The sequence below is a fragment of the Dactylosporangium darangshiense genome (assembly GCF_039537565.1).
Lineage (GTDB): Bacteria > Actinomycetota > Actinomycetes > Mycobacteriales > Micromonosporaceae > Dactylosporangium > Dactylosporangium darangshiense.
Map to the genome: position 1 here is coordinate 1 of NZ_BAABAT010000093.1, position 15,855 is coordinate 15,855.

Annotated in this window: 14 protein-coding genes; 10 read left to right on the forward strand and 4 right to left on the reverse strand. The window is 70.4% G+C overall.

The genetic code is table 11. From position 1 onward, the window contains the following. Positions 1–199: 199 nt before the first annotated feature. On the reverse strand, positions 200–802 hold the full coding sequence (locus ABD901_RS56775; RefSeq protein WP_345144396.1) for a gamma carbonic anhydrase family protein: 603 nt from the start codon (positions 800–802) through the stop codon (positions 200–202). 285 nt (positions 803–1,087) lie between these two features. Between ABD901_RS56775 and ABD901_RS56780 the strand changes: the two genes are divergently transcribed. The 3 genes from ABD901_RS56780 to ABD901_RS56790 are packed head-to-tail and all read left to right on the forward strand — an operon-like array spanning position 1,088 to position 5,432. Next, on the forward strand, positions 1,088–3,802 hold the full coding sequence (locus ABD901_RS56780; protein WP_345144398.1) for an ATP-binding protein: 2,715 nt from the start codon (positions 1,088–1,090) through the stop codon (positions 3,800–3,802). Between the two features lie 50 nt (positions 3,803–3,852). Further along, entirely contained in the window at positions 3,853–4,641 is a 789-nt protein-coding gene (locus ABD901_RS56785) for an alpha/beta hydrolase (protein ID WP_345144401.1), read from the forward strand. Positions 4,642–4,643: 2 nt separating this feature from the next. After that, positions 4,644–5,432 carry an oxidoreductase gene (locus ABD901_RS56790; RefSeq protein ID WP_345144403.1) on the forward strand — a complete coding sequence of 263 codons (789 nt, stop codon included), beginning with the start codon at positions 4,644–4,646 and terminating at the stop codon, positions 5,430–5,432. Positions 5,433–5,798: 366 nt separating this feature from the next. Here the strand turns inward: ABD901_RS56790 and ABD901_RS56795 are convergent, their stop codons facing one another. Both ABD901_RS56795 and ABD901_RS56800 read right to left on the reverse strand, forming a co-directional pair. Then, positions 5,799–6,482, reverse strand: a complete 684-nt coding sequence (locus ABD901_RS56795; protein WP_345144406.1) for a response regulator — start codon at positions 6,480–6,482, stop codon at positions 5,799–5,801. Continuing rightward, entirely contained in the window at positions 6,479–7,735 is a 1,257-nt protein-coding gene (locus ABD901_RS56800) for a sensor histidine kinase (protein ID WP_345144408.1), read from the reverse strand. The genes ABD901_RS56795 and ABD901_RS56800 overlap by 4 nt, the downstream gene beginning before the upstream one ends. Positions 7,736–7,863: 128 nt before the next feature. On the opposite strand from ABD901_RS56800, the gene ABD901_RS56805 reads away from it, so the two are divergent. The 7 genes from ABD901_RS56805 (at position 7,864) to ABD901_RS56835 (ending at position 13,931) form a co-directional block, all read left to right on the forward strand. After that, positions 7,864–8,394 (forward strand): hypothetical protein, encoded by a 531-nt coding sequence (locus tag ABD901_RS56805; RefSeq protein WP_345144410.1) that lies wholly within the window; start codon positions 7,864–7,866, stop codon positions 8,392–8,394. Between the two features lie 8 nt (positions 8,395–8,402). Beyond that, positions 8,403–9,488 carry a peptidoglycan-binding protein gene (locus ABD901_RS56810; protein ID WP_345144412.1) on the forward strand — a complete coding sequence of 362 codons (1,086 nt, stop codon included), beginning with the start codon at positions 8,403–8,405 and terminating at the stop codon, positions 9,486–9,488. Beyond that, positions 9,485–10,180, forward strand: coding sequence for an ABC transporter ATP-binding protein (locus ABD901_RS56815; RefSeq protein ID WP_345144414.1), 696 nt, complete (start codon positions 9,485–9,487; stop codon positions 10,178–10,180). The genes ABD901_RS56810 and ABD901_RS56815 overlap by 4 nt, the downstream gene beginning before the upstream one ends. Before the next feature lie 38 nt (positions 10,181–10,218). Then, a complete protein-coding gene (locus ABD901_RS56820; protein ID WP_345144424.1) occupies positions 10,219–11,394 on the forward strand; it encodes an ABC transporter permease in 1,176 nt (391 codons plus the stop codon). Positions 11,395–11,520: 126 nt separating this feature from the next. Further along, the gene (locus tag ABD901_RS56825) at positions 11,521–12,552 is read left to right on the forward strand and encodes a hypothetical protein (RefSeq protein WP_345144416.1); all 1,032 of its coding nucleotides are present in this window, start codon (positions 11,521–11,523) and stop codon (positions 12,550–12,552) included. A 56-nt stretch (positions 12,553–12,608) separates the two neighbouring features. After that, entirely contained in the window at positions 12,609–12,914 is a 306-nt protein-coding gene (locus ABD901_RS56830) for a DDE-type integrase/transposase/recombinase (protein WP_345144418.1), read from the forward strand. Positions 12,915–13,403: 489 nt separating this feature from the next. After that, positions 13,404–13,931, forward strand: coding sequence for a hypothetical protein (locus ABD901_RS56835; protein WP_345144420.1), 528 nt, complete (start codon positions 13,404–13,406; stop codon positions 13,929–13,931). A 165-nt stretch (positions 13,932–14,096) separates the two neighbouring features. Here the strand turns inward: ABD901_RS56835 and ABD901_RS56840 are convergent, their stop codons facing one another. After that, positions 14,097–15,791, reverse strand: coding sequence for an ISAzo13 family transposase (locus ABD901_RS56840; RefSeq protein WP_345144422.1), 1,695 nt, complete (start codon positions 15,789–15,791; stop codon positions 14,097–14,099). Positions 15,792–15,855 lie beyond the last annotated feature (64 nt).

Consider the following 15,855-nt stretch of genomic DNA (forward strand, 5'->3'; position numbering starts at 1 on the left):
CCTGACGGTGCCCTCTCGAACTGGACGATAGAAGCCTGAAGAACCTCTATCTTTCCAGCTCGCGGGGGCATCATCGCATCCGGGCCCTCGTGCTCACATCAATCCCATCGGTGGATCAGGGCTGAGATGTCGCTTGCGACATTTCCATGAGAAATCATCCGGCGTGGCTGTCGAGTATCCTCGTGTTCGAGGAACCCGGTCAGATCTGACGGTCGTTGCTGTGGCGGCCCAGGGCGCGCCCGAACCGTTGCGAGATTCCCGGCATCAGGCTTTCCCCGTCGGCCGGGCGGTCCAGGCCGAAGACGTAGCCGGGGAAGTCCAGGTCTTTCTGGGCGGCCCAGATGCCGTCGTGGTCTGAAGCGGGCAGGATCCTTACGGGATCTCCGACGGCGACCCATCCGATGGGCACCATGGAGTCGGCGGGCAGCACGGTGCGTAGGTGCACGATGCCGTTGATGCGGACCTCCGAGCGGGTGCCGATCCAGGCCCCGTTGAACACGCGGCTGCCGGTGGCGAGGAAAACCTCGTCCTCGACGTGGCAGCCGCTCAGGTACGACGTGGGGCCGACCAGGACCTGCCGGCCAACGTGAAGGGGATTGCGGCGGGTACCGCGGAGGACGGCGTTTTCCATCACGATGCTGTCCTCACCGAGTTTCACCGGTCCGCCTTCGGCGGTGAGTACCGCGCCGAACAGGACCCGGCAGCCCGGCCCGACCTGGACATCTCCGCAGAGGGTGGCCGTCGGCGCAACGTAGGCCGAGGGGTGAACGCTCGGCGATGAACCTTCGTGTTCGAGCAGCATGCGCCCGATCATGCCGCATTACAACGGCCATCACTGGCCCACTGTCACCAGCCAGAGCGACGCGTGACCGAGCGATACCAACTCGACGTCCCTCGATCTCGTTGGCGCCGGTCGCGACGATGTCGATCAGCAGCGGCCCGACGTCGTCCAGCGCACCTACGGTCACACCTGTGTCACGCACTGAAACGCCGAGGCCGGAAACCGAAGCCGGCCAGCGCTTACGTCGTCATTCGCCCACCGTAAACGCCGACCCGAAATCACGTGGCGGACCGATAGTCTCGTCGAGTGGGACCTCTGCACCAGTCGCTGTTCGGTCGCGAATCCGAGCTGCGGTTCATCGGCGGACTGCTGCAACGGGTACGCGCTGGGGGTGGTTCTGTTGTCGTGCGAGGAGAGGCGGGGATCGGCAAGTCGGCATTGCTGTCGGAGGCGGCCTGGTCTGCCGCGGAGCAGCAATTGCGCGTACTCCGGACGGCCGGGGTGCAGAGCGAGGCGCAGATCGCGTTCGCCGGCCTGCATCAGCTGTTGCGGCCGGTCCTCGACCAGGTCGAGCGGTTACCGCAGCCGCAGCGAGGCGCCGTGCTCGCGGCGTTCGGCCGGACCGACGCGGCGGTCCCGGATCTGTACCTGATTGCTCTCGCGACGTTGAGCATGCTCGGCGAGGTCGCCACGCAGGCGCCCATCCTGCTGGTCGTCGAGGATGCCCAGTGGCTCGACCGGCCCAGCGCCGACGTCCTGCTCTTCGTCGCGCGGCGGCTGGCGGAAGAGCCGGTCGTCATGCTGGCCGCGCTGCGGGACGGTTTCGACACCTCGTTCGACGGCGGCGGCCTGCCCGAACTCGCGCTGCCCCGGCTGGATAGGGCTTCGGCGGAGCTGCTGCTCGACAGGCGCGCGCCGGGTCTGCGCCCCGAGGTGCGGCAGCGGGTGTTGAGCGAGGCCGCCGGCAACCCGCTCGCGCTGGTGGAACTCCCCGCGGGTGACGTCACGGCGCCGACGGCGATGCTGCCGCTGACGGCGCGGCTGGAGCAGGCGTTCGCGGCCCGGATGTCCGGACTGCCCGTTGCCACTCAGGCCGTGGTGCTGGTGGCCGCGCTGAATGACGGCGATGCCCTGTCCGAGACGCTGGCCGCGGCGACCGTCGTGGCCGGCGAGCAACGCACCGTCGACGACCTGGAGCCGGCGATCTCGGCCCGGCTCGTCCAGACCGACGGCGAACGCGTGCGTTTCCTGCATCCGCTCATGCGTTCCGCCATCCATCAGCGGGCCAGCCTGGGGCAGCGGCACCGGGCGCACGCCGCGCTCGCCCATGTCTTGGCGCACGACGACGACCGGCGGGTCTGGCATCGGGCCGCATCCATGGCCCGCCCGGACGAAGCCGTCGCGGCCGAGCTCGAGGCGGCGGCGGTCCGCGCCCAGCGCCGCGGGGGCATCGCCGCAGGGGTGGCCGCGATGGAGCGCTCGGCCGCATTGAGTTCCGATCCGGCGCTGCGGGGCGAGCGCCTGTTGCGCGGCGCCGAGCTGGCGTTCGAGCTGGGCCAGCGCGACGCCGTGGTGCGACTGCTCACCGCGGCCGAGCGGCTGGAGCTGTCCGGGCGGCAGCGCTGGCGGACTGCCTGGATCAGGGACAGCTTCGACGACGGCGTGCTCGGCCGGGCCCAGGCCGCCTGGTCGCTGGCGCAGGTCGCCGAGCGGGCGGCGGCCGAGGATCCGGACCTCGCGCTGAACCTCTTGTACGGCGCGGCGCTGCGCTGCTGGTGGACCGAGCCGGGCGTGGAGGCCCGGGCGAGCGTGGTTGCCGCCGCCGGGCGAGTGCCGGTGGACGACAACGACCCCCGGCTGCTCGTGGTCCTCGCGTACACCTCGCCGGTCGAATGCGGCGAGGTCGTCATGAGCCGGCTGCGACGGCAGCCGGGCGACCTCGACGCGCGGGCGTTGCGGATGCTGGGCAATGCCGCCATGGCGGTCGGCGCCTTCGACCTCGCGGCCGGGTTCTTCGCAACATCCCTGGTCGAGCTGCGGACGCAGGGCCGGCTCGCCCTGCTGGCCCGGGCCCTCACGCTGCAGGCGTGGAGTTGCGCCCACCTCGTCGACCTGAACGTCGCGGTGCCGGCCGCGGACGAGGCGTACCGGCTGGCTCGCGACACGTCGCAGCCGGTCGTCGCCGCGACGGCGCGCGCCACCCAGGCCGTGCTCGCCGCGCTGCGCGGTGACCAGGACGGCGTCTACCGCCTCGCCGCGGAGGCGGAGGCGTGGGCGATGCCCGCCGCGACCCACGCCGTGCTGTCCGCCGTTCAGTTCGCCCGCGGGCTGGCGGCGCTCGGCGATGGTCGCCACGAGGACGCGGTCGCCGACCTCCGCCGCATCTACGATCCGGCTGATCCCGCCTACCACCAGGCAAACCGCTGCTGGGCCTTCGGCGATCTCGTTGAGGCGGCCGTTCGCAGCGGGCGGCCCGAGGCGGTCAGCGGCCTCATGGCGGAGATGACGGCGGTCGCGCGGCGGACCCCTTCACCGCCGCTGCAGCACGGCCTGCGCTACGCGCGCGCCCTCCTGGCGCCCGACGCAGAGGCGCAGCCGCTATACGAGGCGACGCTGCAGGCCGACGTAGGTGCGTGGCCGTTCCCCCGGGCGCGGGTTCAGCTCGGGTACGGCGAATGGCTGCGCCGGCAACGCCGCGTGGCCGAGTCTCGGGCCCACCTGCGCGCGGCACGCGAGGCCTTCGACGCGTCGGGCACGATCCCGTGGGGCGACCGGGCGCGGGCCGAGCTGCGCGCCTCGGGCGAGACGAGCCGCCGCCGAGTGCCCGACGCCCGCGACCAGCTCACCCCACAGGAGCTGCAGATCGCGCAGATGGCCGCCGATGGGCTGACCAACCGGGAGATCGGCCAGCGGCTGTACCTCTCCCACCGCACCATCGGCTCACACCTGCACCGGATCTTTCCCAAGCTCGGCATCGCCTCGCGGTCGGAGCTCCGCACCGCTCTTCAACCGTCGGTCTGACGGTCACATGACGCAAGCGAAGCAGCACCACCGCCTCATACGGTTCCGGCATGACCTCTGTGCTGTTCATTCACGGACTATGGCTGCACGCAAGCTCCTGGGCGCCCTGGGAGGACCTGTTCCGCGACGCGGGCTACGAGACCTCGGCGCCCGGCTGGCCCGGTGTGCCGGACACCGTCGAGGAGGCCCGCGCCACCCCCGAGAGCATCGCCGACCACGGCATCGATGACGTCGTCGCACACTACGCGAAGATCATCGAAGGGCTGGACTCGAAGCCGATCCTGGTCGGGCACTCCTTCGGCGGCATGATCGCCCAGAAGCTCCTCGGCCAGGACCTCGCCGCGGCCGCCGTGGCGATCGACGCCGCCCAGATCAAGGGGGTACTCCCGCTGCCACTGTCGTCGCTGCGGGTCACCTTCCCAGTCTTCAAGAACCCGGCCAACCAGCACCGGGCGGTCTCGCTCACGGCCGAGCAGTTCAGGTACGCGTTCGGAAACGCGATCACCGAGGAGGAATCGGACCGGCTCTACGAGCAGTGGGCCATTCCGGCACCCGGCAAGCCGCTTTTCGAGGCTGCCGCCGCCAACTTCAACCCGCACTCGCCGGCCAAGGTCGACACGGCAAACGAACTGCGCGGGCCGCTGCTGCTGATGATGGGCGGCCGGGACCACACCGTGCCGGAGGCGATCACCCGGTCGACCCTCAAGCAGTACCGCCACTCGGACGCCGTCACCGACATCCTGGAGTTCGCCGACCGCGCGCACTCGCTGACCATCGACCACGGCTGGCGCGAGGTCGCCGACGCCGCCCTGGCCTGGCTCAAAGCGCACTCGCTGTAACCATGGATCTCAACCTGGCCGGCAAGACCGCTGTCGTCACCGGTGCCAGCAAGGGCATCGGCTTCGCGATCACCCAGGCCCTGGCCGGCGAGGGCGTCAGCGTCGTCGCCGGCGCACGCGCCGCGACCACCGAGCTGTCCGACCTCGCCGCCCGAACCACTGTCCACCCGGTGGCGGTGGACCTGACCTCCCCGGACGGTCCGGCCCGGCTCATCCAGGCGGCCATCGCTACATACGGCGCCCTGGACATCCTGGTCAACAACGTCGGCGCCGTTCGCCCACGCACCGGCGGATTCCTCTCCGTCACCGACGACGACTGGCTCTCCGCCCTCACCATTAACTTTCTCGCCGCCGTCCGCACCACCCGGGCGGCGCTTCCCCACCTCATCGAGCGCGGCAGCGGCGCCATCGTGACGATCAACTCGGTCAACGCGCGACTGCCCGACCCGCTAGTCATCGACTACAGCGCAGCCAAGGCAGCCCTCGGCAACTTCTCCAAATCGCTGTCGAAGGAGGTGGCGGCGCACGGCATTCGCGTCAACACGGTCAGCCCTGGGCCGGTCAGCACCGGATTGTGGCTCGGCACCGACGGTGTTGCCGCCACGGTCGCGCGAACGACCGGCGCGGCTGCCGAGGCTGTTGCCCAGAAGGCCGCGGGCGAGTCGGCAACCGGCCGCTTCACCCAGCCGGAGGAGGTCGCCGACCTGGTCCTGCTCCTGGCCAGCGACCGCGCCGCCAACATAACCGGCGCCGACTTCGCCATCGACGGAGGCCTCATCAGCACGCTTTAAGCCATCAGACCCCGATTGTCCGGAACGACTCGCCTCGGTGCTCGCTAGGCTGTCTGCACCCAGCCCGCAGCTTTCGCGGGTGGCGGAGAGACCTTGGTCAGGCCGAGATCGGACCACCGATCTCGGCCTGCTCGGCCTCATTGTGGCGGGGCGGGAATTGAGCCCGCCGCCCCGCAGCCATCTCACCGTTTACGGTCGGACACAGCGGGAACGCCGGGGGCGGCCGTCGGCCGTCGCCAAGGCCGCCCGGCTGTACGACGTCGAACGCGTCGACCAGGGTCGACGCCGACCACAGCGACATGCTCGGCGCGGCCAGCCTGGCGCCGCCACACCTTGATCGATCAGAGCCGTGCCAGCGAGCGCTACTTAGTGCTGGCCGCCGTCGTCGATGCTGACCAGGCCGCACTCGTACCCGAGGATCACCGCCTGCACCCGGTCGCGCAGACCGAGCTTGGTGAGGATGTGCCCAAGATGGGTCTTGACGGTGCTCTCAGCCAGAAAAAGTGCGGCGGCGATCTCGACGTTCGACAGGCCGCGCGCGACCAAGGTCAGCACTTCGAGTTCCCTTGCGGTCAGCGCCGCCAGTCGCCTCTCGGCCGTACGCCGCGTCGGCGCGCTGCCGAGGAAGTGGGCAAAGAGGCGTCTTGTGATGCTGGGCGCGGCGACTGCCTCGCCCGAGGCGACCACGCGGATGGCGGATAACAGGTCGGCGGGGGGTGCGTCCTTGAGTAGGAAGCCGCTCGCCCCGGCACGGAGACCAGCCAGTACGTACTCGTCGAGGTCGAACGTGGTCAGGATGATGATCTTCGGTGGTGCTGGGACGGCGTCAGCGCGTGAATATATCCGGCGGGTGGTTTCGATCCCGTCGAGGCCTGGCATCCGGATGTCCATCAGAACGACGTCGGGGCGGGTACGGCCGACGACGTCGAGCGCCTGCACGCCGTCCGCAGCCTCGCCGGTTACCTCGATGTCGTCGGTCTCGTCGAGGATCATGCGGAGTCCGGCGCGGACGAGCGTCTGGTCGTCGACCAGCACCACCCGGACGGTCATGCGGATCGGCCCGGAGCTGCCGTCACGGTATGTTCTGCCAGCGGCAGGGTCGCTCTGACCTGGAATCCGACGCCGTTTACCCGACCGGTCGACAGTTCCCCGCCGAGCATGGCGACTCGCTCGGCGATGCCGCGCAGCCCGTTGCCACTGCGGTTGCCGCTGTCCACGGGCCCGGTACCGTCGTCGGTCACCTCCACCCGTAGGCGCTCGACTTCGAACACCAGCCGTACGACCGCAGCCGCACCCGGTTCCGCATGCTTGAGCACGTTGGTCAGCGCCTCCTGCACGATGCGGTACGCCGACAGGTCGACGCTGGGCGGCATTCGCACCGGCGTACCGTCGATGTGCAGCGTGACGCGGACTCCGGTGGCCCGCACCTGGTCGACCAGCGAGGGCACGGCTGCGACTCCGGGTTGTGGTACCAGTTGCGCAGCCTCGGCCGGATCGGTCCGCTCCATGGCGAGGAGCCTTCGCATTTCGGCCAGCGACGCCCGACCGGTCTCGATCACGTGTTGCAACGCGGAGGCCGTCCGCTCCGGGTGACGGTTGAGGGCGGCGGCCGCGCCATGTGCCTGCACCACCATGACGGACATCCCGTGGGCCACCACGTCGTGCAGTTCACGGGTGATCCGGGCACGCTCGGCCGCGGCGGCCAACGCCGCGCGCTGGTGGTGCTCGCGCTCGACCACGAGCAGGTGTGCCCGCCGGCTGCGTACCGCGTCGCCGAACGCGAAGGCGACCACGAGCAGCGGGAGGTCCCGGGTGGCGGCTGGCGTCGTGGCGATCATCGCCGAGATGAGCTGTTCCATCGCGGACGGCTCGACAGGGACCGAGCCGGGCGGAGTCGGGAACGCCCGGGCCAGGATCAGGCTGTAGGTGATCGCGAGAGATGCCCCCAGCGAGACGACGGAGATCCACCGTTTTTGTGCCTGGCTGACCACCGAGTACAGCGCGAAGGGCACCGCCAGGTCCAGTGGCAGCGGCGGGGACCATGAGTCGAGCCGATGGGCCGTCACACCGACCACAACCAGCGCGAATGCCGCCAGTGGCCAGCGCCGCCGGATCAGCAAACCGGCGATGATCAACACGCCGAACAGCCACCAGACGGCGAAGGCACGGTGCATGGCCTCGGCATCGAGGAAGGACACCTTCAGCTTCGAGGCGCTGCTCGCGAACGACAGCGCGGTCGCCGCCGTCAGCACCGACGCCAATGCGACGTCGATCACGAACGGACGCGACACGAAGCGGGACATCACCTCATCGTAGGGATTGCGCAGGGATTCGACGTCCGACTGGGGTGCTACGACCGCAGTACAGGCGTCGAGGGAAAGGCCGACCTCGGTCTGACGACATCGATGCGGTATCCGCCGACTGTAGAGCCATGACCAGACCTGTTGCCACGCTGTTCGTCACCGCGCTGCTGGTCGCGGTAACGAGCTGCGCGAAAGGCAAAGCAAACGACGGCAAGGACGTTGCCTCCGTGCAGGGCTCCGCCGCTCCCACCGCGACCGCCAGCGTGAGCACTGTGGAGCGGGGAAGGCAGCACGCGCAATGCATGCGCAGCCACGGCGTCCCGGAAGCCGACCCGCAGATCAACGCCGACGGCAGCGTGCGGACCGGCGGCGGGTATGACAAGCACACGCTGGACGACAACGTGCTGGCCAAGGCCATCGAGGCATGTAAGCAGTACGAACGAATCCTGACCCCCGACGAGCTGGAGGGGAAGCTCGCGGGAGGGCGCCAACTCGCGAAGTGCATGCGGGAGCACGGCGTGGAGGGCTACCCCGACCCGGACCCGAACAACCTCGGCAAGTCCCTGCCCGACGCGGTCCGCGACGACCCGCAGTACGACTCGGCGAAGGACGTCTGCGACACGAAGCCTGCCTCGGCGCCGGCCACGGAAAAGGGATGACCCCACCCATGACGAACCGGGCAGAGCGCCGTCGGCGTCGCGGCGGCCGAGCCGTCGCCGTCGCCGCGGCGGTCGTGGTCGCGGCGGGGACGGTGACCGCCGCGGCCATCGGCTTCGGCGGGAGCGGCGGCGACACGCCGGCGGCGACCAACCTGCCGCCGGCCACCGCGCAGGTGACCCGACAGACGATGCTGGACACCGATGATGTGTCCGGCCATCTGGGCTACAGCGCCCAGACCACGCTGGCCGGCCGGATCGAGGGCGTCGTCACCAAGGTGCCGCTGGCCGGTGACGTCATCGACCGGGGCAAGCCGATCTACCGAGTGGACAACCAGCCGATCGTGCTGATGTTCGGCGACGTCGCCGCGTACCGCGCGCTCGGCCCGGGCGTCACCGGCCAGGACGTGCGGCAGCTCGAGGACAACCTGAAGGCCCTCGGCTACGGCTCGTTCGGCACCGGCAACGCGTTCACGGCGACGACCGCGAACGCGGTGAAGCGGTGGCAGAAGGACCAGGGCCTGCCGCAGACGGGTCAGGTCGAGCTGGGGCGGATCGTGTTCGCGCCGGGCGAGATCCGGATCGACTCCATCGCCGTCGGGGTGAACCAGACCACCGGCGGCGGGGAGGAGGTGCTGCAGTACACCGGCACCGGACGTCAGGTGACGGCCCAGCTGGAGGTGTCCCAGCAGCGGCTGGCCCGCGAGGGAGTCAACGTACAGATCCAGATGCCGGACGGTAAGACGGTGGCCGGCCGCGTCGAACGGGTCTACACGGTCGTCGAGGAGCCACAGGACTCCGGCGCCCAACCCCAGACCCTGATCAATGCGGTCATCTCGCTCAGCGACCCCACAGCCGCGGCCGGGGTCCAGGCGGCCGTCGTCACCGTGGTCTTCACCGCGGACGAGCGCAAGGACGTGCTCACCGTCCCCATCGCGGCGCTCGTGGCGCTGGCCGAGGGCGGCTACGGCGTCGAGGTCGTCGACGGCGACACCACGCACTACATCAAGGTCCAGACCGGGCTCTTCGCGCACGGCCGGGTCGAGATCAGCGGCGACGGGCTGCACGAGGGCATGACGGTAGGGATGCCGGGATGATCGAACTCACGGACGTGACGAAGGTGTACCCCGGTGACGTCCACGCGCTCGCCGGCGTCACGCTGACCATCGGCGCCGGCGAACTGGTCGCGGTGGTCGGCCCGTCCGGATCGGGGAAGTCCACCATGCTGCACATGCTGGGGACGCTCGACCGGCCTACCTCCGGCCGGGCGGCCGTCGACGGCTACGACGTGTCGCGGCTGTCCGACCGGCAGCTGTCCGCACTGCGGGCGAGCCGGATCGGCTTCGTCTTCCAGCAGTTCCACCTCGCCCCGGGCGTACGGGCGCTGGACAACGTCGCCGACGGGCTGCTCTACACCGGAGTCGGCCTGCGAGAGCGGCGACGGCGGGCCGAGGCGACGCTCGAGCGGGTCGGGCTCGGCCACCGGCTCGACCACGAACCGCACGAGCTGTCCGGCGGCGAGCGGCAGCGGGTGGCCATTGCCCGGGCGGTGGTCGGCGACCCCGCGCTGCTGCTCGCCGACGAGCCCACCGGCAACCTCGACTCGGCCTCGGGTGACGGCGTCATGGAAGTCCTTCGGGAGCTGCATGCCGGCGGTACCACGGTCGTGGTCATCACGCACGACCGTGAGCTCGCCGCCGGGCTCGACCGGCAGATCCACATGCGTGACGGCCGGGTGGTCGGCGACAGCGTCGGCACACTGCAGGACGCCGGGGTGGCCCGGTGGTGACGGTGCAGCAGGTCGGCCGCCGGCTCGCGCCGGCCCGGATGGCCTCCCGGGACGTGGTCCGGGTCGGCGCGGCCGGGCTGCGGACCCGGCCCGCCCGGGCCCTGCTCTCCGCGCTGGGCATCGCGATCGGCATCGCCGCGATGGTCGCGGTCGTTGGTATCTCGTCCTCGTCCCGCGAACAACTCGACCGCCAGCTCGCCGCGCTCGGCACCAATCTGCTGACGGTGGCCCCGGGCCGCAACATCGAGGGTGACAACGCGAAGCTGCCCACCGAGGCCGAGGCGATGATCGCGCGGATCGGCCCCGTCACGGGGGTCTCGGCCACCGGGATCGTGCCCGACGCCAAGGCGTACCGGTCGGACCGGATCCCCAAGCCGCAGACCAACAGCCTCAGCGTCCTGACCGCCCGGACGAGCCTGCCGCAGACCGTCGGCGCGTCTCTGCGCAACGGCGCCTGGCTCAACGGCGTCACGAGCCAGTACCCGGCCGCGGTGCTCGGTGCCGACGCGGCCGACAAGCTCGGCGTCGGCCGGCCCAGCCCCGAGACCGAGATTCTGGTCGGCAACAAGCGCTTCAGCGTGATCGGCGTGCTCAATCCGGTGCCGCTCGCGCCTGAACTGGACTCGGCCGTCCTGGTCGGCTGGGACGTCGCCGTGCGCATGTTCCGTTTCGACGGGCGGGCGACCACCATCTATGCCCGGTCCCGCGACAGCCAGGTCGAAGCCGTCCACTCCGTGCTGGCCGCCACCGCCAACCCACACTCACCCGGCAGCGTGGTCGTCTCCAAGCCGTCGGACGTCCTGACTGCGCGCCGCGCCGCGGACGCGACCCTCAATGCGCTGCTGCTCGGCCTGGGCGCGGTGGCCCTGCTGGTCGGCGGTGTCGGCGTGGCGAACACGATGGTGATCTCGGTGCTCGAGCGCCGGGCCGAGATCGGCCTGCGCCGCGCGCTCGGCGCCACCCAAGGCCAGATCCGGCTGCAGTTCCTGGCCGAGTCGCTGCTGCTGTCCGCCCTCGGCGGCATCGGCGGCGTGGTGCTCGGCGTCGCCGTCACCACGGGCTACGCCGCCTACCAGGCCTGGCCGACCGTCGTGCCGGCCTGGGCGACGGCCGGAGCCCTCGCCGCCACCGTGATCATCGGCGGCATTGCCGGGCTCTACCCCGCCTTCCGAGCGGCCCGGCTGTCCCCGACCGAAGCGCTGGCCACACCGTGAGCAGACGCGAACGGACCCCTGACCGGCGCCGACGCCGGCCAGGGGCCGCCCAGGTCGGTGGCGCGGTAGCCCGAGCGCCGCGACGTAACGCTGGCCAACCGGGCCGCACACTGCCAGGATGCATCCATGGACGCTTGGCGGGGGATTGTCGCGGTTGTCGGCGGTGCCGTGTCCGCGCTGTTCTGGGCGGTTACGCTTGCGATCTACCAGCCGTTCATGCAGCCGAGCGGCGGGTGGACGGACCCGCAGACCGGCGCGCAGTACCCGAACGAGGGCAGCAACAACACCTACTGGCCGCGCGACGTCCGCCAGTTCGCGATACTGCTCGCCTTCGCCGCGATCGTCGTCCTCGTCGACGCGAACCTGCGCGCCGTCCTGATCGCCGCGGCCGGAACGGCGCTGTGGCTCGCGGCCGACCTCGTCCTCGACCGCCTCGACGTGCACGGCTGGGGCGCGGCGACCGGGCTGGCGGTCGCCGGCGTGCTCCTCGCCGGCCTGCTGTCGCTGGCCGCCCGTCGCCTGTCCACCGGTGCGCCCGGTGGCCAGCTCACCCGCCACCTGACCGCCACCGTCATCGCGGTCAGCGGTGCCGTCCTGCTCCTGGTCAGCACACCCTGGGACGAGCCGGTCACCGACCCCGCCCAGGTCCGGGTCGAGAACGCGCTCACGCTGATGCAGATCGTCCTCGCCGTGGTCTGCACCGCCGTCGCCGCCGCCCTGCTCCACCCGGCCACCCACTGGCGCCGCGTCGCGGTCTTCGGCGCTGTCGCCGCCCTGGCCGCCTGGCCGGCCACCGCCGCGATAGGCTCGGGCAGCCTCTTCGGCCTGGTCGCTCTGCCGGTCAGCGCCGCTCTCGCCGTCGCAGCCGCCCGCCCGGTCACCCTCCCGCGGCTGCTCGCCGCGGGCGCGGCGGCGGCTGCGCTCATCTTTCCAAGCTTTCTGGCGGTGTACTTCACGGGCATCACGATCGGCGCCGCCATGACCAGCGCGGCGGGAAACCCGCCGATCAACGGCGCCGACGAGGACCTTTCGCTCGCCTACGCCGCCCTGGGGCTCGGGCTGATCCTGGCCGCGCTGACCCGCTGGATCACCGGCCCGAAGTTCGCGCCCCGCTTCAGCCCGGCGTCGGCTGCGGAGGTGCCGGCTCCCGCGCGGTGAAGTCCGCATGGCACGCACGTCAGCTTCTCGCGTGTCCGTGTCCAGACATCCGCCTCGTGCTGGCACTGGCACCAGCCCGACGGTTCTTCCACCGCGCGCCGAAGACGCTCAAAGTGACCCCGAGCCAGGTCGTCACCGACGCCGCGCCCGTCTACCCGGCTGTGCTCGACGAGCTTGTCCCTTCGGCATGGCATCACGTCGAGCGCCACGCCAACAATCCGATCGAAGCCGATCACAGCCAGCTCCAACACCGGCTCAAACCAATGCGCGGCCTGCGCACCGACCGGACCGCCCAGGCGGTCATCGCCGGACACGCCCTCATCCAGCATCTGCGACGTGGGCACTACGAGCTTGGCATTTGATGCCCCGCGCGGGTTGCGCATCGCCGCAGCGATCCCCCCTCGGCGGCACGCACCGGTATCGGCCATCGGGTACGGCGATCTTGTATGTGAGCCACCGGGCCTCGGGGGAACGTCATTGAGCGCGAGGTCGCAGACCGCGGGCGGGTGGAGTTACCCCGCGCACCGTTCGGCAGGCGCCGTTGGAATCCCTGACCCCACACTGCCAGGACCGATCTTGGGATGGCTAGCCGCCCTGCCGCAGGTCACTCGCGTGTACGGCGCCCGACTCTCCGCGAGTCCCCCACCGAGACCGTGATCCACTTCGACGTGTGGCACAGGTGTGGCACGAAGCTCGGCAGCAGCTGCGGTTGTCTTCCCCTGGTCGGGGGCGGTGGCGCCAGGCCATCGGCAACGATCCGCCGGCTGCCGGCCCGCAGACCACCTTGGGCGGCGCCGCCAAGTCACCCCGGAGCCCAAGAGACAGGTGCCCGACCATGCGATGATAGTGACGTGCGTCGGTGGCGGCGTCCCTACCCGATGCCGTTGTACCAACTCGCGGTCAACGGCATCGCCGCACTGTCGACCTTGATGTTCGCGCTGGCCGCGACGGCCGCGCTGGCCACCGGAGCCCTCTGGTCCAGTGCGCAGACCGCCGCGATGGTGCCCCTCGCCGGGCTGGTCGCCGGGGTGACCTTCCGGGCGGGACGCATCGGACTCTTCGTCAGCGCGAAGGGTGTGATGATCCGACGGTTCGGCTCGACCGGTCGCTGGGCTTGGCGCGACGTGGCCGCCATCGAGCCTCGCGCCGCCGTCCTGGTGACCTACGGCTTGTCACCCGGCGACCAGGTGATCTGGCTGGTCCTCGCCGACGGGACGGCGGTCGAAACGCCGGTGCGGTCGGTGCGGCCGCCCGACCGTCCGACCAAGCACGTGCCGCCCGATGGGACGCAGTGGATGGACAGGTCCGACTTCGCCATGACCCTGTTGGCGATGCGTGACCTGCACCGGGCGGCCCTCACCGGCACCGACAACGCGTGACGGGTGGGCGTTCGCTCCGCCGTGACGGCTCCGCAGCACGTCGAGGCGGGCCGCGCGGCGGCCGCGAGCAGAACCGCGATCATCGACTACCGCCACGCACCCGGCACCGGCACTTACGAAACGCGACCTAAGGCCTCGCAGAAAAATAACACGCGGCTTTGATCTTTATGGATGGCTGCCGTGTTGTCTGGCCGTGGTGGCGAGGAGGTTGACCAGGCTGCTGGGCGGCGTCGGCGCGGGCGTGATGTGGGTTCCGTGTTGGGTGAGGAGTCGCTGGGTTTCCTGAACGGCGCGGCGGATGGTGGCTCGGCTGGTGGTGAACAGGTGCGCGAGGGTGTCCTCGGGCAGGCCGAGTCGCAGGTGCAGGATGGTGGCCAGGACCCGGTCCGGGAATGGAAATGTTTGCGGGCGTCCGGATCGTGGGGCGTGGGGCCGGGTTCCGGTGTGGTGGGCGGCTTCGACAGCTGCCCGGTGTTCGGCCTGAATTCTCGCCTGGTGGGCGGTGCGCAGATCGTGCAGGGCGGTGGTCAGCGTGGCCAGTTCTTCAGGGGTCATACCGGTGAAGGTGTTGTGTGACAACGTTTCTGGGGTTTGGTCCTGTGCCGGGGTGCGGTAGTTGTCGCTGTTCGCGGTGGTCGTCCCGGCGGCGTCTTCGGTGGCGGTGTGCGGGTGCAGGGTGTAGTTCCAGTCACCGTGGAAGGTGTGCCGGGCGATCGGTAGGGCGGCCATGCGGGCGTCGCTGATCTGGGTGCCGGTCGGGTAATCGGCGGTGTCGAGTTCGGCGTGGACGCGTAGGCCGGTGCGGGTGGTGGTGGCGGCGATGCTGGCGAGGATGACCTCGTGGCTGGTCAGGGGCCGGCCGCGCCAGTTCATGGTGATGTGGCAGAACAGCCGGTGCTCGATCTTGTTCCATTTCGAGGTGCCGGGCGGTAGGTGGCAGACGGTGATCGCCAGGCCGGTCTGGGTGGCCAGGGTGGCGAGTTCGGCTTTCCAGGCGCGGGAGCGGTAGCCGTTGGACCCACCGGAGTCGGCGGTGATCAGCAGCTGGGTGGCGCCGGGATAGCTGTCGGCGCCGGTGGCGGTCCACCAGCGGCGGATGGACTCGACCGCGAACGCGGCGGTGTCGTGGTCGGTGCCGACGTTGACCCAGCCGGCGTTCGCGGCGATGTCGTAGATGCCGTAGGGCACGGCCTTGCCGACGCTGTCGCCGGGGAAGTCATGGGTGTTGACCGCGATGGGTTCGCCGGTCGGGCGCCATTCCCGGCCGGTGTTCTTGAACTCGCCGAGCAGTTCCTTCTTCTTCGTGTCGACGCTGATCACGGGCTGTCCGGCGTCACGGTGGGTTCGGGCCTGTTCATTGAGGTAACGGAACTGCCCGTCGCGGTCGGGGTGTTGTTTGCCTTCCAGGGTTTTGGTGTTGCCCTGCAAGCTGAACCCCTCGGCCCGCAGCAGATCGGCGACGGTGTCAGCAGAGATCCGATGCCCCTGGGCGGTCAGTGCACTGGCCAGATGCCGGGTCGACTTCGTCGTCCACCGCAGCGGCGACATCGGATCGCCACGTTCGTCCGGCTCGACCAGGGCCAGCAACGCCGGGCGCAGCCCCAGATCGAGGTCTGCTAACCGTTTCCGGCCACCGCCGGGCTTGCGGACCCGGCTCAGCGGCTGCGCACCGGCCTCCAGTTCGTCGACGCCCAGCGACACGGTCGCTTCCCGAACTCCGGCCGCGCGGGACACCGCCCGAATCCCGCCATGGCCCAGAGCCCGTGCTTCAGCGCCCAGCAGCAACCGGCGCTGCCGCTCGTCCAGATGCGGCAGGATCGCCTCAAACTTCGCGACGAGCATCTCGTGGGTCTGCAGCATGACGCCTATAACACATCAACGGACCACATTCACGGAAGCTACGGGTTATTTCCCTGCGATCCCT

Bases quoted from the DNA above. Each gene is read 5' to 3' on its own strand.
- ABD901_RS56795 (WP_345144406.1), bottom strand. From the start codon at position 6,482: ATGACCGTCCGGGTGGTGCTGGTCGACGACCAGACGCTCGTCCGCGCC.
- ABD901_RS56810 (WP_345144412.1), top strand. From the start codon at position 8,403: ATGACGAACCGGGCAGAGCGCCGTCGGCGTCGCGGCGGCCGAGCCGTC.
- ABD901_RS56820 (WP_345144424.1), top strand. From the start codon at position 10,219: ATGGCCTCCCGGGACGTGGTCCGGGTCGGCGCGGCCGGGCTGCGGACC.
- ABD901_RS56840 (WP_345144422.1), bottom strand. From the start codon at position 15,791: ATGCTGCAGACCCACGAGATGCTCGTCGCGAAGTTTGAGGCGATCCTG.
- ABD901_RS56825 (WP_345144416.1), top strand. From the start codon at position 11,521: ATGGACGCTTGGCGGGGGATTGTCGCGGTTGTCGGCGGTGCCGTGTCC.
- ABD901_RS56800 (WP_345144408.1), bottom strand. From the start codon at position 7,735: ATGTCCCGCTTCGTGTCGCGTCCGTTCGTGATCGACGTCGCATTGGCG.
- ABD901_RS56775 (WP_345144396.1), bottom strand. From the start codon at position 802: ATGCTGCTCGAACACGAAGGTTCATCGCCGAGCGTTCACCCCTCGGCC.
- ABD901_RS56785 (WP_345144401.1), top strand. From the start codon at position 3,853: ATGACCTCTGTGCTGTTCATTCACGGACTATGGCTGCACGCAAGCTCC.
- ABD901_RS56805 (WP_345144410.1), top strand. From the start codon at position 7,864: ATGACCAGACCTGTTGCCACGCTGTTCGTCACCGCGCTGCTGGTCGCG.
- ABD901_RS56790 (WP_345144403.1), top strand. From the start codon at position 4,644: ATGGATCTCAACCTGGCCGGCAAGACCGCTGTCGTCACCGGTGCCAGC.
- ABD901_RS56815 (WP_345144414.1), top strand. From the start codon at position 9,485: ATGATCGAACTCACGGACGTGACGAAGGTGTACCCCGGTGACGTCCAC.